The organism is Nostoc sp. MS1 (assembly GCF_019976755.1).
In the GTDB taxonomy this organism is placed as follows: Bacteria; Cyanobacteriota; Cyanobacteriia; order Cyanobacteriales; family Nostocaceae; genus Trichormus.
This window is the reverse complement of the sequence record NZ_AP023441.1, coordinates 2,987,098-2,999,721: the sequence shown is the minus strand read 5'-3', so window position 1 is coordinate 2,999,721 and position 12,624 is coordinate 2,987,098. Positions and strand designations below refer to the sequence as shown.

Annotated in this window: 13 protein-coding genes; 7 read left to right on the top strand and 6 right to left on the bottom strand. The window is 39.5% G+C overall.

What is annotated here, in order from left to right; translation table 11 throughout:
• Window positions 1-3 precede the first annotated feature (3 nt).
• Window positions 4-276, top strand: a complete 273-nt coding sequence (locus tag NSMS1_RS12990) for a LapA family protein (protein ID WP_224093786.1) — start codon at window positions 4-6, stop codon at window positions 274-276.
• A gap of 143 nt (window positions 277-419) precedes the next feature.
• Window positions 420-644, top strand: coding sequence for a DUF433 domain-containing protein (locus NSMS1_RS12985; RefSeq protein WP_224093784.1), 225 nt, complete (start codon window positions 420-422; stop codon window positions 642-644).
• A gap of 43 nt (window positions 645-687) precedes the next feature.
• Here the strand turns inward: NSMS1_RS12985 and NSMS1_RS12980 are convergent, their stop codons facing one another.
• The 3 genes from NSMS1_RS12980 to NSMS1_RS12970 form a co-directional block, all read right to left on the bottom strand.
• Window positions 688-1,791: a DUF4350 domain-containing protein gene (locus NSMS1_RS12980; protein ID WP_224093783.1), complete on the bottom strand. Its 1,104-nt coding sequence runs from the start codon at window positions 1,789-1,791 to the stop codon at window positions 688-690.
• Window positions 1,788-2,393, bottom strand: coding sequence for a DUF4129 domain-containing protein (locus NSMS1_RS12975; protein WP_224095222.1), 606 nt, complete (start codon window positions 2,391-2,393; stop codon window positions 1,788-1,790). The genes NSMS1_RS12980 and NSMS1_RS12975 overlap by 4 nt, the downstream gene beginning before the upstream one ends.
• 136 nt (window positions 2,394-2,529) lie before the next feature.
• Entirely contained in the window at window positions 2,530-3,006 is a 477-nt protein-coding gene (locus NSMS1_RS12970) for a DUF2243 domain-containing protein (protein WP_224093782.1), read from the bottom strand.
• Between the two features lie 167 nt (window positions 3,007-3,173).
• On the opposite strand from NSMS1_RS12970, the gene NSMS1_RS12965 reads away from it, so the two are divergent.
• Window positions 3,174-3,665, top strand: a complete 492-nt coding sequence (locus NSMS1_RS12965) for an NADAR family protein (RefSeq protein WP_224093780.1) — start codon at window positions 3,174-3,176, stop codon at window positions 3,663-3,665.
• 430 nt (window positions 3,666-4,095) lie between these two features.
• On the top strand, window positions 4,096-6,885 hold the full coding sequence (locus tag NSMS1_RS12960) for a GAF domain-containing protein (RefSeq protein ID WP_224093777.1): 2,790 nt from the start codon (window positions 4,096-4,098) through the stop codon (window positions 6,883-6,885).
• 140 nt (window positions 6,886-7,025) lie between these two features.
• Here the strand turns inward: NSMS1_RS12960 and NSMS1_RS12955 are convergent, their stop codons facing one another.
• Together NSMS1_RS12955 and NSMS1_RS12950 are read right to left on the bottom strand one after the other, a co-directional pair.
• A complete protein-coding gene (locus NSMS1_RS12955) occupies window positions 7,026-8,126 on the bottom strand; it encodes an ABC transporter ATP-binding protein (protein ID WP_224093776.1) in 1,101 nt (366 codons plus the stop codon).
• 125 nt (window positions 8,127-8,251) lie between these two features.
• Window positions 8,252-8,968, bottom strand: coding sequence for a GUN4 domain-containing protein (locus NSMS1_RS12950; RefSeq protein WP_224093774.1), 717 nt, complete (start codon window positions 8,966-8,968; stop codon window positions 8,252-8,254).
• Window positions 8,969-9,346: 378 nt separating this feature from the next.
• Between NSMS1_RS12950 and NSMS1_RS12945 the strand changes: the two genes are divergently transcribed.
• The 3 genes from NSMS1_RS12945 to NSMS1_RS12935 all read left to right on the top strand — a co-directional run bounded on the left by NSMS1_RS12945 (window position 9,347) and on the right by NSMS1_RS12935 (window position 12,110).
• A complete protein-coding gene (locus NSMS1_RS12945; protein ID WP_224093771.1) occupies window positions 9,347-10,768 on the top strand; it encodes an NADP-dependent isocitrate dehydrogenase in 1,422 nt (473 codons plus the stop codon).
• Window positions 10,769-10,868: 100 nt separating this feature from the next.
• The gene (locus NSMS1_RS12940; protein ID WP_224093768.1) at window positions 10,869-11,417 is read left to right on the top strand and encodes a Uma2 family endonuclease; all 549 of its coding nucleotides are present in this window, start codon (window positions 10,869-10,871) and stop codon (window positions 11,415-11,417) included.
• 471 nt (window positions 11,418-11,888) lie between these two features.
• Entirely contained in the window at window positions 11,889-12,110 is a 222-nt protein-coding gene (locus NSMS1_RS12935; protein WP_224093756.1) for a DUF4327 family protein, read from the top strand.
• 197 nt (window positions 12,111-12,307) lie between these two features.
• Here NSMS1_RS12935 and NSMS1_RS12930 read toward each other — a convergent pair whose 3' ends face one another.
• Window positions 12,308-12,559 carry a hypothetical protein gene (locus tag NSMS1_RS12930; protein WP_224093753.1) on the bottom strand — a complete coding sequence of 84 codons (252 nt, stop codon included), beginning with the start codon at window positions 12,557-12,559 and terminating at the stop codon, window positions 12,308-12,310.
• Window positions 12,560-12,624: the final 65 nt, after the last annotated feature.

Here is a 12,624-nt window from a genome sequence, read left to right as displayed (position 1 = left end):
TTTATGAAAACTTTTGCTCCTTTTATCACATCTTTAGTTGTAGCTTTTTGGGTGGCAGCGATCGCAATTATTTCTGTCCAAAATGCTACACCTGTATCGTTAAAGTTTTTAACATTTCAATCGGTGCAAATACCAGTGGGTTTGGTGCTGGCTTTCAGTGCTTGTATTGGGTTAATTGCTATAGCTATTTTACAACCGCTTTGGGGTGTGGCTGGTTCTCGTGGTTCTCGGTTGGAGGATGATGCTGAGTTTTTTGTTGATGATGAGGAGTTTTGAGGAGGGTGGTTTTTTAACGCGGAGGGGCGCGGAGGTAGGCGCGGAGGAACGCACAGGGTTTATTCGTTATTAGTTAATGAAACTTGTATTAAGCTAGAGGCTAGTTAGTAATTAGTAGCTTTTTATGTAAGTTAATAATTTATATGTCGTATCGAGATATTATTACAATTGAGCCAGGAAAACGAGGTGGTAAACCTTGTATTCGGGGTATGAGAATTACTGTGTATGATATTTTATCATATCTTTCCTCTGGTATGACTTATGAGGAAGTGCTGAATGATTTTCCTTATTTGACACAAGAGGATATTTTGGCTTGTCTGAGTTATGCAGCTGATAGAGAAAGGCAAATGTTGACAATGCCAGCATGAGATTACTTTTTGATCATAACAAAATCAGCAATGAAAGCCGTATCTAATTTTGACGAGATTCAGCCGAGTCTGTTTTAAAACCCCTCAGATTACGCCATCTTGCTAACCAACTTAATAGTTCTCCTTCACTTAAACGACGTTTGCGTTGTTGTAGCTTTAAGACTGCATCTAGTTCTGTGGCTGGTTTACCTGTTTTTTCTGTCCAAATATTGATTAGAGTTTGATGTTCTAATAAAACTGTTCCTAAACCCAAAGCTTTCTGGAGTTGTAATTGTTCTTCTTTCCCTACAATGTCTACAACAAAATCACTAGATTCAGCTTTGTGTAACACTCCAGCCAAAGCTTGAATATAGGCTTGGCTATTATCAATAACTGGGGTAGTTAAAGATTGAGGCTTACCAAAACGCCGATTTTGTCCCCAAATCAAAAACAGTAATAAAATACCAAGTTGTACTAATATCACTACCACAGGGGTACGAGCAAAATAACTAATTAAATCCCCTTCTCCCTCACCTTCTTTAACATCAGCATCTTTGTAGCCGTGAATATATTCATCTACAAATATGATTTTGCCTTTTTGATTAACTAAACTAGCTAAGTATTTAAAATTACTAATATTATCTTGATAAGCGTTAGCAGCTAAATAGGGTGTAGTCGCATAAATTACTTGACCTTTATCTTGCTTATCTTGCCAAACTACAGCACCAAAGCGATCGCCTAATAAAACTTGTTTATCTTGATAACGTCTGCTTGTACCAATCTTTACTTCACCTACAGATGACTTCTGTGTGGTGTGAAAGTTAGCTGCACTTACCCGTGCTTTCACACCCAAAATTACCAAATTATTTCCATTTTCCAACCAATTTAATTCTTCTGTATCTAGTTCTGGTGGTCTGAGGTAACTATATACACGCAAGAGTGTAGCTGGTCGTTTTTCATTGTCGAGTTTTGCTAAAGGCTTTTGCCAACGCTGAACAGTTACGCCTTGTTTCTGCATAAAAGCATACCAAGCACCATAACCATCGACAGCACGATTATAAGTAGAACCAGTGTAAATTTTTGTATTAGGCGCAGCTAGGAAACTCAGTAAAATTATTGCCACTAAAGCGATCGCACCCAGCCAAACAACGCGGTTTGAGCGTTTCATTTTTGGACAATCTCCTGGTAAGCTTGCCGACACTGTTCATAATTTTCTGGCAAAATCTCTGCATTGCCAAAACATAATTGCTCGTGAGTGGTAATCACAGTTTCATAGGGTTGGATAGGAGTTACAGCAGAACGCAGCAATTGCAGATATTCGTTATCTGTGCGGCTGGGTTTGTGGGTAATGATTTTAGTATCGTGTAAATGTTGCAAAATGGCTAAGTAAAGACAACGACAAGCCTCACGATAATTACCTTGACGGTAAAGAGATTGCGATCGCTCTAATAAATTGGCTATTGATACATCTGGAGTAAATATTTTCCCCCGATTACGACCAGAACCACCAATATTGAACCAAGTATATAAATAAGGGTTGAGTGCGCTCCATAAACGCCAAACTACCACCGCGACAAATAAACCTAGTAGCAGCCAAGACAGAAAATTCAACACACCACCCAGCCACGGAGCAAACTTCCACGCCGGACTCCAATCTGGTAAAACTCGCTCAAAACGGTATGACTGATATTCCAACCATTCTCCCACTTGCTGTTGAAACTGAGAAAACTGCCAATCCCAACCACCTTTTTCAAAGTTATCTGTAGACATTAAGTAGTAGGTGCAGAGAATTAGTAGATTCATGGCTGGGAGTAGGGAGTGGGGAGTGGGGAGTGGGGGAGCAGAAGAGAATTACTAACAACTAACAACTGTCAACTGTCAACTGTCAACTGTCAATTGTCAATTGTCAATTGTCAACTCTTTTTAACATCACCCACCCAATAAACACAAGCAACGCCCCTAAAATTAAAAATCCTAAATCCCAGGCTAATTGATTAGGCCCTGATTTTACATGGTGAATACCGAGAATTTGATGGTCAATAATTCCTTCAACTACATTAAATAACCCAGCCCCTATCAGCAGAGAACCAACGAAAGTTTGTGAAGACCATACCACATCTTCCCTTCCTCCCGCTCGCCACAGCAATACCACTCCGGTTACAGTCAAAACCCAATCTAAGGCATGAAACAACCCATCCCATACCATGTTTAAATCTATATTAGAATCTGTGGTCAAGGGTCGAACGTTACTTAACATATGATGCCACTGGAGAATTTGATGCAATAAAATGCCATCTACAAACCCTCCCAATCCCAAACCTAGAAAAATTCCCGCAGAAATTAGTGGTAAACGCTTGCTAGATAATTCATTATTTGCTTCCATTGTCAACCTCTTAACCCGTTTTTTCACCAAAATATAACTTTTTTGTTGTAATATCTTCTGTCTTCAGGCAAATACTCGGTTCAATCTCAAGTTGCTCACTTCTTGCTGACAACTAAAGGCATCATAGAAGTAAGAATATATATGTATATAAAAAGAGCAATTTTTCAATGACCATTTACTTTTATAAGGTTTGGCAGCCTTATGGCTGTTTTTCTAACTTTTCTCCCCATAGCATTGAAATTCAGGGGACTTACTGGTTAACAGTAGAACATTATTATCAAGCGCAAAAATTTGTGGGTAGTGTAGATGCCGTGATTATACCCATGATCCGCGCTTGCGAAACTCCAGAAGAAGCGGCAGCTTTGGGACGATGTAGCAGTCGTAAGCTTCGCCCAGATTGGGATTTAGTTAAAACTACAGTCATGCGGGAAGCTGTACTGAAGAAGTTTCTTACTCACGCTGATATTAGAGAAACTCTCTTAAGTACGGGTAATGAAGTTTTGGTAGAAAATTCACACTGTGATTATTTTTGGGGCTGCGGTGCGGATAAAACTGGACAAAATCATCTAGGTAAAATTCTCATGAGTGTACGTGAAGAAATCCGCAAACTACAGTTTACAACCGTATTTTCTGGTGAGCTTCTAGAGAATAGAGGTTAGTAACTAGGGATGAGGGGCTGGGGAGTAGGGGAAGATATTTTCAGGATTTTAATACATAAATTTCAGCAGTTTTTTTCAAGCCTTTCTCAAAGGTAACTTGAAAAAATATTAGCTTTTAGCTCGTAGATTCTAGTTTTTCTGGTTGACATAGCTTAATTATTTTGTTGTAAGTACTTACTAAGTAATCATGAAATATTGAAGATTATAATGATTTATCTTCAAGATAAACTTTACTTAGCAAAAAGTTAAAAAATTGTCTTAACTTAGATAGTTTCACCGAATCCATATCAGTATAACGGAGATACAATAAAGAATTATTTATATAGTTTCTTACCTGCATCTTTAAAAATCAGGAAAGTGTATCTTAATTGCAATTGAGGATAAAATTTTGCGTAAAAATACTATACTTATTATCTAGGTGTATTAAGTAATGAAATTTGCGGATAATCCAGGTAGTGTTCCAACATCATTAGAGCAAGATAGTATATTGCATCGGATGATTAACCGAATTAGGCGATCGCTCGAACTGCAAGATATATTAACAGCTACAGTGTCAGAGATTCGGGACTTTTTGGCAACAGACCGAGTAATGATCTATCGCTTCGATACAGATGGTAGCGGTGAAGTAGTTGCGGAATCTATTTACGAACAGCGTTTACCTTCGTTGCTGGGGCTACACTTTCCTGCCGATGATATCCCGCAAACAGCTAGAGAACTTTTTGTCACAGCCGGGCAACGTTCTATAGTGGATGTAGCTAGTGGACGTATTGGTGTATCTCCCCTTGCATCGTCAAATCATGAATCTTCCCAAGCTGAGAATATAGCTTATCGTCCGGTTGATGCTTGCCACCTGGAATATTTGCAAGCGATGGGTGTGCAGTCTTCCTTGGTAGTGCCAATTTTATTGTGTGACTTGATAACACCTTCCCAACCGCCGCAATTGTGGGGATTGTTAGTCTCACATCACTCTCAAGTACGTACAATTTTAAAACGGGAACTGAAATTAGTACAGCAAGTAAGCGATCAGGTAGCAATGGCGATCGCCCAAAGTAATCTATTGAATGAAACCCGCGCCCAGCAAAGGCGAGAAGCAATTATTAATCAAATTAATAGTCTTTTACATAGACAATCAGTTATTCAATTACAAGCAGCCTTAGAAACAGCGATCGCGGCTTTGGGCGGTACTAGTGGCAGATTATATATTGATATAGAACAAACTAAAGAGCTATATACTAGCGGCGAACAACCCAGTTTATCGGATGATTTAGGTTATAGTATCCTGGAAAACCATCCAGTGTGGCAAAACTGGATGAGCGAGTATAAACCAGGTGATATTGCGGCAATTACTGATATTTACAAAGAAACTCGATTGCGGGTTGTAGCTACTGCATTTCAACCTACTCTTATTCGCGGAATGTTGGTTATGCCCCTACATTATCGACAAGTTTTGATTGGGGTAATCACCATTTTTCGCCTTGAATTTGATTCAGAAATTTTGTGGGCTGGCAGATGTGAAGAAAGTAAACGCCAACGCCTACCCCAGCTTTCCTTTGACTTATGGCGCGAACAAAAAAAAGGGCAAGCGCCACAATGGAGTACGGAAGAAATTTCTTTAGCGCAAGTGATAGCATCTGACTTTTCTATAGCAATTCACCAAAAACATACAACCCAAAAACTACAAGCGTTTAATCTTGATTTAAAACATCAAGTCCAAGAACAAACGGCGGAACTAGAAAAAACATTTCTCTTAACAGAAGTAATTAAGCAAGTTACTCAACAAATCCGCAGCACCTTAGATTTAAAAACTATCCTGCAAACTATTGTTAAAGAAGTTCGTTTTTTGCTCAACTCAGATAGAGCAATAATTTACCAAATTACAGATGACGATGGTGAAGTTGTTGTTGAAGAACTCAACGGCAGTTGGGATTCAGTTTTAGGCATAAAGATGCCATTAGGTTGCTTCCCTGATGAATATGCCCGTCTTTTCTTTCGGGGTAGAGTGAGGGCGATTAATAACGTCTCAGCCGAGACTATGAGTGCTTGCCATCGTGAGTTTTTAGAGAGTTTGCAAGTGCAAGCGAACTTAATAGTACCCATTAAGATGACTAATCAACTCTGGGGATTAGTGATTGCCCATCAATGTTCATCGCCTAGAGATTGGCAGGATATAGAAATTAATTTATTACAACAATTAGCAGATCAAGCGGCGATCGCCATTCAACAAGCACAACTATATGCACAAAGCTGTCTAGCCGAAGCTGAGGCTAAAGCTAAAGCCACACAGTTAGAACAAGCTTTGTCTCAATTGCACCAAACTCAGACAAGATTAATACAAAACGAGAAAATGTCTAGTTTAGGACAGTTAGTTGCAGGAGTTGCCCACGAAATTAACAACCCCGTCAACTTTATTCACGGCAATCTTTGCCATGCTAGTGAATATACGCAACAACTACTAGAACTATTAAAACTTTATCAAGACCATTATCCACAACCTGCCAGTAAAATTTCCGAAACCATAGAAGATATTGATTTAGATTTCTTGTTAGAAGACTTGCCGAAAATCATCACTTCCATGCAGCTTGGTGCAGATCGCATTCGTTCCATTGTCCTTTCTTTAAGAAATTTCTCTCGTTTAGATGAGGCTGAATGTAAGCCAGTTGATATTCATGAAGGTATTAACAACACTCTATTAATTTTGCAACATCGCCTAAAACCAAGTCCTAATTTTTCTGGCATTGAAATAGTGAAAGATTACGGTAATCTACCCTTAATAGAATGCTATGCCGGACAGATGAATCAAGTATTCATGAATATTATTAGTAATGCCATTGATGCCTTAGAGGAATCCAGTCTGAGTGGTGAAATATCAGAGGCAAATAGCATAACAACTAACAAAAACAAAAGTTTGTGTGCTGTAAAAGAAAAGACAACTCAACACCCACAAATTTATATCTCTACTAAACTCTCGATAGATGAATATCGTCTACTGATTCGGATTGCTGACAATGGTTCTGGCATGTCACAAGAAACAAAAAATAAAATTTTTGATCCATTTTTTACTACTAAATCAGTAGGAAAAGGTACAGGACTAGGTTTAGCTATAAGTTATCAAATTATTGTAGAAAAACATAATGGGATTTTGGAATGTATATCTGAATTAGGCAAAGGTACAGAGTTTTGGATTGAAATACCTGTTAAGTTGGCGAATAAAACTACTTAATTAAAGGGAATAGGAAACAGTGAAACTAAGCTGCCCACAATGGGCTGGGTTTATACCATTTCGCAAAAAATTATGATGCAGATGCAAACGCCATAACTATGCTAAGTCCGGTTTCCTCAATTTTGAATTTTGAATTGGTATTAATCCTGGGGTGAAATCCTCTGTCCACTTTTGGGATCGAAAATAAATAATTGATTTAAATCAAGTTGTAGAGAAAGGCGATCGCCTGGATGTAGACGAACATCGCCACCCAATTGAACATTTAAAAGCACCGTCGAGTCGGGTAAACTGACACGAACTAATGTTTCTCTCCCCAAAGGTTCAACTACCTTGACTTCGACTAATAGTCCTGAGTTTTCTGTATTAGTTGCATCAGCATGAATTGAGATGTGTTCTGGACGGATACCCAAATCAACACTTTGTCCTGAATGGAGTGGTAAATTCTCTTTAAGAGATGAAGGAAGAGTTAGTAACTGTCCATTGACATCAAAAGCATCACCCTTATAAACTGCGTTCAGAATATTCATCGGTGGATTACCTAAAAAAGTTGCCACCATTTGATTAGCAGGACGAGCATAAATAGCTTGAGGTTCGCCAATTTGTTGAATCCTTCCGCCATTTAATACCACAATCTGATCAGCCAAAGTCATCGCCTCGACTTGATCATGGGTAACGTAGATTGTTGTAATGCCTAAATGTTGATGTAACTGCTTTAACTCTGTCCTAGTATCATCACGTAATTGGGCATCCAAATTTGATAAAGGTTCGTCTAATAGAAAGACTTGGGGTTCACGCGCGATCGCCCTTCCTAATGCTACCCGTTGTTGCTGACCGCCCGACAATTGTTTGGGTTTGCGATCCAACAGATGATCCAAAGAAAGCGATCGCGCCACCTTCACCACCCGTTCTTGGATCATCTTGGGGTCAAATTTCCGCATCTTCAACCCAAAGGCGATATTTTCCGCCACCGTCATGTGGGGATAAAGTGCGTAATTTTGAAACACCATCGCCACATCTCGCGCTCTAGCGGGGATATTATTCACCAAGCGATCGCCAATAAACAGATTACCGGAACTAGCAGTTTCTAAACCAGCGATCGTGCGTAAAATTGTAGACTTACCACACCCAGAAGGCCCCACCAAAACCCAAAACTCCCCATCAGGGATTTCAAAGGAGATATCCTCAATGGCGATAACATTGTTAAACCGACGCTTAATATCTTCTAAACGAACTTTTGCCATACGTTATCAGTTGACAGTTGACAGTTGACAGTTGTTACTCTCCCCCACTCCCCCCACTCCCGGTTGGTGAGCGCAGTTGAACCACATCTCCCCTCACTCCCCCCACTCTTTACTCTCCACTCCCTTCACTTAGACCAAGCAGGATGAGCAAATAAAGAAGCAATCACTCGCACTCCTCGCAGTTGATTAGACAGGGGTAAATGACCTCTAGGCGCGGTTAAATCCCAAGTGAAGCTGTTGGGGTAGCGAGTCCAGTTGTTACCGCTTTTCCAGCCGATTTTCGGCCAGAGATTATCCCAGTTTTTACCCAAACTCAACCAAATGTCTCGTTGTACCGAGAAGCCAAATTTGCCTTCAGAGTGGACAAGCCAAAGCTGATTGATTGTTTGTAGGTCATCGATGGGAAAACTTTCTACCTCAGTAAAATACAGCCATTTTCTTTTTACAGCCATTGGCCCTGCTAGTTCGCACATTTTTTCGATTGTCGTGCGATCGGCTGCTTGGAAGTCTTGCTTGGCTAATAATTGTTGCAAAGGATGGTAATTCATCCCGCAGCTTGATTTTAGAGTTACAATTCCTTCAGGAAAATGATTTTGTAAAAACTCCTGGGCTTGTGGTGCATCAGAGTTGTAAAGGACTTGGTAAGCTTTCCCATCAATCCAAGTCGCTGGGTTGTCACGACGTTTCAGTAAAAATTCCTGTAAAACATCTAATCCTTGATTGCCCAAATCAGCTAACTGTGGGATTATCTGTTGTTGAACTTGAATAGACCCAGCGATTAACCGTTGCCGGAGGGAGTCGATGTCATTAGCAGTGCCTGATACAATCATTGGGTCTGTCATGCCATTACTCGTAATTAGCGGTCAGTGAAAAAGCGATCGGCTATCGGCGTTCTTGATAGCGAAGCAATGATAGCGAAAAGTAGTTTACTATTTTTGATCGTACAAAATTGCGGCAGTTTCACGGAAATCCTATATCTGAATCCTCAAATACTGTAAAAGAGGAATAGGGGGAAATCTGCGCCTCAATTGAAATAGTGGGGAGATAAGGGAGATGAGGGAGATGTAGCTTCAGCTTTTCACTGGGTGAGAAAGAGACAAGATGAACAGGGTAAATAAAAATTCTTCCCCATCTTCCCCCACTCCCCCCACTCCCTCATCTCCCCAATCCCCAGTCTCCAATCCCCAATACACAGTGTATTTTTGTGGAGTGTGTGAAATATGTATGACAAGATTACCCCCCCTACAACCGGAGAAAAAATCACCTTTAAGAATGGTGAGCCGATTGTGCCTGACAACCCAATTATCCCCTTTATTCGGGGCGATGGAACAGGAATTGATATTTGGCCAGCTACGCAAAAAGTATTAGATGCGGCTGTAGCCAAAGCTTATCAAGGTAAGCGTCAAATTAGCTGGTTTAAAATTTACGCTGGTGATGAAGCTTGTGATTTATACGGTACTTATCAGTATTTACCAGAGGATACATTAACAGCAATTCGGGAATATGGCGTAGCAATTAAAGGGCCTTTGACTACTCCTGTGGGTGGTGGGATTCGCTCTTTGAATGTGGCGTTAAGACAGATTTTTGACTTGTATGCCTGTGTACGTCCTTGCCGTTATTATGCGGGTACGCCTTCACCCCACAAAAACCCCGAAAAGCTGGATGTGATTGTTTATCGGGAAAATACAGAGGATATTTATTTGGGGATCGAGTGGAAGCAAGGGAGTGAAATAGGCGATCGCCTAATTTCCATCCTCAACAAAGAACTGATCCCCGCTACCCCAGAACACGGTAAGAAGCAGATCCCCCTTGATTCTGGTATAGGTATCAAACCCATCAGTAAAACGGGTTCCCAACGGCTTGTGCGTCGGGCGATTAAACACGCCTTAACACTACCCAAGCAAAAGCAGCAGGTGACGTTGGTGCATAAGGGTAACATCATGAAGTATACCGAAGGCGCTTTCCGTGATTGGGGTTATGAACTCGCTACCACTGAGTTCCGTCAAGAAACTGTCACCGAACGGGAATCTTGGATCTTAAGCAACAAGGAGAAGAACCCAAATATTTCCTTGGAAGAAAACGCCCGTCAAATTGACCCTGGTTTTGATGCTCTTACCCAAGAGAAGAAAGCACAAATTGTCAAGGAAGTAGAAACAGTTCTTAACTCAATTTGGGAAACTCACGGTAACGGCAAGTGGAAAGAAAAAATTCTAGTCAATGACAGAATTGCTGACAGTATCTTTCAACAAATCCAAACCAGACCAGATGAGTATTCGATTCTGGCGACAATGAACTTAAACGGCGATTACTTATCTGATGCGGCTGCGGCTATTGTCGGTGGCTTGGGAATGGGGCCTGGTGCAAATATTGGTGATTCCAGCGCTGTGTTTGAAGCTACCCACGGTACAGCACCCAAACACGCAGGCTTAGACAAAATTAACCCTGGTTCGTTGATTTTGTCTGGTGTGATGATGCTGGAATATTTAGGTTGGCAAGAAGCCGCAGACTTAGTTAAGAAAGGTTTAGGGGATGCGATCGCCAATGGTCAAGTCACCTACGATTTAGCTAGGTTACTAGAACCACCAGTAGAACCACTAAAATGTTCTGAATTTGCCGACGCAATTATCAAACATTTCGGTTAATTTGAGTTAATTAATAGGGCGGGATTTACTCGTCCTATTAACGATTTATATATAATTTATTCATAACATTGTTGAAAGGAAATAACTTTATTAATTAATTATGGTAATCACACCAATCAAAGAAGATATATCAACAGATTATTCCTTAGAAAATTGGCTACAAAATTCCCCTGAAGGTACAGAATGGGTAAATGGGGAATTACGGGAGAAAGAAGAAGTGACGTTGAAGCACAGCCGCATACAGGGTAATTTATATTTTTATTGGAGAAATTTTAAAAATACCAACGGGCAAGGCGGCGAAGTTTATACAGAAGCACCCTGTCGGACTAATCAACAAGGTCGTCGTCCTGATGTTGCTTATCTTACTCCAGAATTGATGCAGCAATTTGGTGAACCTGCTGTTTTACCCCAGAGTTTTCCCCTAATAGCTGAGATTATTTCCCCTACAGATTTAGCCGAAGATATGATTGCTAAATCTCAAGAGTATTTGCACTCAGGCAGTGAAGAAATTTGGTTAGTTTTTCCTGAAAATCGCTGGATTATAGTTGTGACTAAAAATCAGCGCCTTATCTTTGTTAGTGGTGAAGTGGTAAAAACTCAAGCTGTACTTCAAGGCTTTAATGTTGCAGTAGATGAATTATTAGGCTAGGAGTTATTTTATTACTACAACCAGTAATAAAATAACCACAGCTTCTAAAACCAAATATTTGAATTAATTGACAAAACCTTTCAATTCCAGAGGTCTAATAGCGATCGCTACAATTGGCCGAAACATATCTATAGGAATCTGGCTTGATTCATGAAATCATTTGCGTAGGTAGGGAAAAGGGAACGGGTAAGAAGGAATAAACGTATACTGAAGTTTTGTAAGGCTACGCCACGCTACACGAACATAAGCCAAATATGAGTTTTATATACTTATAATTTAATATTTATATAAAGTCACCAATTTAAAGTTAAAAATAACTCTATCTTCAGACATAAAAATAAGTAATATCAAGATATTTTACTATTAGATATCTTCAAGATTTCTTCACATTTTTTTGATAAAGTTAAATTAGAGTCAAGTATTTATTACATTTACCTCTTGATTCCTTGATTAAGAACAAAGGAAATAGTTATGGATACCGCAGTAAAATATGACATTGAAGTTATCAAGGATGAAGCGCGTCTCCTTATCTCTAAGGGGATTTTAAATCGTCAACAACCAATTTATGCTTTGTGTAAATATATTCCAGAGCGCGACTGGCCATTTTTTGAATTAGAGTTAGAGAAAAACGAATTTTTGCTGAGAGATAGAGTTATCGATTTGTTGAGCCAGGACAAATGGGAAGACGACTAAAACTATAACGAACACTTGGTTTCTATTAATATCATCCTTGAGAAATAGTTGATTCAAAATTGTCAATAATATACAAAACCCTCGAATTAATCGAGGGTTTAAAAATTTATAAAAGTGATTAAGAAATCTATAACTTAATGCGATGTATTATAATTGACTAATAATATACATAGGAAATAATCAAGGCCGTAAGTATTTTAGACTAAAACATCTTGTAATTCTACCCGCCCATCAATAGTTTGACGCTGATAGATAGAGTCAGCTTTATTAAGCCGTTCTTTATTATAAAAGTTGCGAGAAATCTTTTCAACCATGATTTCAGTCAAAGAAACAGTCGTCAATGAGAATACTGGCATATCTTGCCAACAGTGACGACAAAACCAATGAATTTGTGCATCACTGCGTATGTGCGGTAAAAGTAACCTAGAACAGCAAGGACAGCTAATCATATTAATAAATCCTCTTTTAAAGTTTGTTGACAACATCATTCAAATCAATTGACAACCGTGTTTAG

Coding starts and splice junctions, on each gene's coding strand:
- NSMS1_RS12990 (WP_224093786.1), top strand. CDS start 4: ATGAAAACTTTTGCTCCTTTTATCACATCTTTAGTTGTAGCTTTTTGG.
- NSMS1_RS12985 (WP_224093784.1), top strand. CDS start 420: ATGTCGTATCGAGATATTATTACAATTGAGCCAGGAAAACGAGGTGGT.
- NSMS1_RS12980 (WP_224093783.1), bottom strand. CDS start 1,791: ATGAAACGCTCAAACCGCGTTGTTTGGCTGGGTGCGATCGCTTTAGTG.
- NSMS1_RS12975 (WP_224095222.1), bottom strand. CDS start 2,393: ATGTCTACAGATAACTTTGAAAAAGGTGGTTGGGATTGGCAGTTTTCT.
- NSMS1_RS12970 (WP_224093782.1), bottom strand. CDS start 3,006: ATGGAAGCAAATAATGAATTATCTAGCAAGCGTTTACCACTAATTTCT.
- NSMS1_RS12965 (WP_224093780.1), top strand. CDS start 3,174: ATGACCATTTACTTTTATAAGGTTTGGCAGCCTTATGGCTGTTTTTCT.
- NSMS1_RS12960 (WP_224093777.1), top strand. CDS start 4,096: ATGAAATTTGCGGATAATCCAGGTAGTGTTCCAACATCATTAGAGCAA.
- NSMS1_RS12955 (WP_224093776.1), bottom strand. CDS start 8,126: ATGGCAAAAGTTCGTTTAGAAGATATTAAGCGTCGGTTTAACAATGTT.
- NSMS1_RS12950 (WP_224093774.1), bottom strand. CDS start 8,968: ATGACAGACCCAATGATTGTATCAGGCACTGCTAATGACATCGACTCC.
- NSMS1_RS12945 (WP_224093771.1), top strand. CDS start 9,347: ATGTATGACAAGATTACCCCCCCTACAACCGGAGAAAAAATCACCTTT.
- NSMS1_RS12940 (WP_224093768.1), top strand. CDS start 10,869: ATGGTAATCACACCAATCAAAGAAGATATATCAACAGATTATTCCTTA.
- NSMS1_RS12935 (WP_224093756.1), top strand. CDS start 11,889: ATGGATACCGCAGTAAAATATGACATTGAAGTTATCAAGGATGAAGCG.
- NSMS1_RS12930 (WP_224093753.1), bottom strand. CDS start 12,559: ATGATTAGCTGTCCTTGCTGTTCTAGGTTACTTTTACCGCACATACGC.